Annotated in this window: 5 protein-coding genes; all 5 read right to left on the bottom strand. The window is 51.3% G+C overall.

Annotated elements, in window-relative coordinates; translation table 11 throughout:
* Positions 1-22: 22 nt before the first annotated feature.
* A complete protein-coding gene (locus D7Y06_RS24785) occupies positions 23-601 on the bottom strand; it encodes a recombinase family protein (RefSeq protein WP_330566607.1) in 579 nt (192 codons plus the stop codon).
* Complete coding sequence (locus D7Y06_RS24780; RefSeq protein ID WP_120410135.1) at positions 579-896, bottom strand: DUF6870 family protein; 318 nt, start codon at positions 894-896, stop codon at positions 579-581. Before D7Y06_RS24780 ends, D7Y06_RS24785 begins: the two co-directional genes overlap by 23 nt.
* Positions 896-1,342 (bottom strand): DUF7768 domain-containing protein, encoded by a 447-nt coding sequence (locus D7Y06_RS27555; protein WP_243119508.1) that lies wholly within the window; start codon positions 1,340-1,342, stop codon positions 896-898. The genes D7Y06_RS24780 and D7Y06_RS27555 overlap by 1 nt, the downstream gene beginning before the upstream one ends.
* A complete protein-coding gene (locus D7Y06_RS26710; RefSeq protein ID WP_016302979.1) occupies positions 1,342-1,500 on the bottom strand; it encodes a hypothetical protein in 159 nt (52 codons plus the stop codon). Before D7Y06_RS26710 ends, D7Y06_RS27555 begins: the two co-directional genes overlap by 1 nt.
* A 159-nt stretch (positions 1,501-1,659) precedes the next feature.
* On the bottom strand, positions 1,660-2,109 hold the full coding sequence (locus D7Y06_RS24770) for a sigma-70 family RNA polymerase sigma factor (RefSeq protein ID WP_120410134.1): 450 nt from the start codon (positions 2,107-2,109) through the stop codon (positions 1,660-1,662).
* Positions 2,110-2,384 lie beyond the last annotated feature (275 nt).

The following is a 2,384-nucleotide window of genomic DNA, read 5'->3' as shown; positions in this document are numbered from 1 at the left end:
GGAGGATGAGGAATTAAAAAAATCAGCATGAACTTTCAACTTTTTGTGTCCAAAGTATTGACATAGGTCCACGTACCCACTCGCTCTCGTCCTTATACACACGCTTCTTGACCTTGTAATTCGGCGTGGTACATTTCCCCTGGACAACCGTGCCGACATACACCTCATTTTTCAAAATCCGCAGAACCGCATTGTAACTCCACTTCGGCTCCATGTCTTTCTGGAAGGAACTCTCCAGCCGGATACCGATGCTCTTCTTATACTGCAGCGGGGACAGTATGCCGTCCCGGTTCAGTCTGTCCGCAATCGCTTTCAAGCTGCACCCGGCCAGCTTCATGGCGAAGATATCCCGCACCACATCCGCCGCATATCCATCAACCACCAGATGGTTCTTATCCTCCGGGTCCTTCAGATACCCATAGGCGGCAAAAGCCCCGATATACTCCCCGTTCTTCCTCTTGACCTCCATATGGCTCCGTATCTTCACGGAAATATCCCGGCAGTACGCATCATTGATGAGGTTCTTGAACGGGATGACCATGTCATTCCCATACTGCCCGTCCAGGCTGTCGTAACCGTCATTGACAGCAATGAACCGCACCCCCAGCATTCCCAACACGGAAGCAGTACGGATTTTTCACCTGCCGGACAAACTCCTTAAGCCGCTCCTCCTTCGGCAGGCCCTCATCAATATGGACCCGCATCACATCCACCAGCGAATCCCGGTCAACCGTCCTCACATCTACTAACCTCATTTCTTCAAGCGTCATTGGCCGCCACCTCCTATGCCACAGTCCGCAGAAAACAGCAGTTTTAAAACCTAGAATGGAAAAACAAAAAAAGCCTGCGGGCAGTATCCCGCAGGTTCCCTTCCATCCGCTCCATTCCTTCCCCATCACAGCCTCTCTGCCTCCGCAAGGAGCGCGGGGTATTCTGCCGGATCAATCTCCGACAGCCGCCCCGCCCCACGCCCTTTGATGAGCGCTTTTACTTCCGCCGTATGTCCGGCGTTGGCCTTCTCTGCCAGCACCGCACGGACTTCCGACATCCTCTGCAATTTCCCTCCCTGCTCTGTGGCGGATGCGATTTCCGCCGCCATCCCTTCTGTGGCTTCCCCGAACACCCACACCTCATCACAGAGGGCGAGCAGCTCCATCCCCATAGCGATGCCGATCCGCCTCTCTTCCTCTATCCCCTCATTTAAGAACTGCGGGAATAAGAGGTGCGGCGCAACAGGCAGGAAACCCTGCTCACACGCCATGCGGCAGTAGGCCGCCGCTTTCCTTGCATTCCCTTCCATGTCGCCGCGGAAGGGGCTGCAGATAAAAACCTTCTTACGCATCAGCGTCTCCATCCTTTCTTCATCTTCCTGTCGTGCGCCGCTTTCGCGGCTTCATAGGCTTCCACTTCCTTCTCGATCTGCACCAGCTTGGCGGCGAGGCTCTTCGCCACGATACTGATTGCCTGTAAGATGCCGATAAGCTCCTGTGACTTTTCCATAGGCTCCGTTCCTCCTTTCCGGGACAGTTAAACCTATCCCCTTCACTGTCGTAATGACACTTTTTCGGTTTTCGGTGGATGGAAACGGATATTTTTTCAAAAACCGTTCGACAATTCCCGTAAAAAATGTCACAGAAATACTCTTGCTGGCAGATATGGTCATCTGCTGTCAATTTCAAACCCATGCTCTACAAAGAATTTCCGCAGCTTTGATAATACTTTTCTCTTATGGTCGGAAAGCGTCCGGGGATTTTTCCCTTTCATATCTGCATAATCAGCAAGGGGCATTTCCTCCCCGAACACCTTCATGGCAAGCTCCCGTTCTTCCGGCAGGAGGGAATCCATCGCATCACGGAGGACATCCAGCAGCATCCTCTTTTCCGCCAGTTCCTCCATGCTCTCCGCAAAAAGCTCCGTCCGCATATCGTTCTCTTTCCATTCCTCATAAGATTCTTCCGTGTATCCGTTCTGCTCCATTGCCTCACGGTTCCTCTGATCATGCTTTTTCTGCTGCCACCACGGCCTAAAGTAATTCCTGTATTCCTCTTCCGTAACATTCATTGTGATTTCTTCGTCTCCAGATTTGACTGTGATTTTCCTAAAAGACATAAAGCGTTCCTTCCTTTACGGCTTCGTAAAGTTAGGAACGCTCTCATTCAGATGTGGGACTGGCTTTGAAAAAAAGGCAAAAAATGGCCCTGAGAAAGCTCTTTGTAAGAAATCTAAAATAAATCAACTACCCCGGTGCAAGCACTCAAGCACTGTGCTCGGCTCCTACGTCGCCGCTCACAGCACTTGCCTTTCATTCCTGCTAAAGCGGGAATGAAAGCGGGGTATGAAAGTTTCTTTGTCTCTTCCTCTACACATAATCGTACATACTTAGC

Source organism: Roseburia sp. 1XD42-69 (assembly GCF_003612565.1).
Classification (GTDB): Bacteria; Bacillota; Clostridia; order Lachnospirales; family Lachnospiraceae; genus Roseburia_B.
The sequence above is the reverse complement of the archived record's forward strand: the minus strand, read 5'-3'. Positions and strand labels throughout refer to the sequence as shown.

Excerpts from the sequence above, each read along its gene's own strand:
- D7Y06_RS24780 (WP_120410135.1), bottom strand. The coding sequence starts at position 896 with ATGGGGAAGGAATGGAGCGGATGGAAGGGAACCTGCGGGATACTGCCC.
- D7Y06_RS27555 (WP_243119508.1), bottom strand. The coding sequence starts at position 1,342 with ATGCGTAAGAAGGTTTTTATCTGCAGCCCCTTCCGCGGCGACATGGAA.
- D7Y06_RS26710 (WP_016302979.1), bottom strand. The coding sequence starts at position 1,500 with ATGGAAAAGTCACAGGAGCTTATCGGCATCTTACAGGCAATCAGTATC.
- D7Y06_RS24770 (WP_120410134.1), bottom strand. The coding sequence starts at position 2,109 with ATGTCTTTTAGGAAAATCACAGTCAAATCTGGAGACGAAGAAATCACA.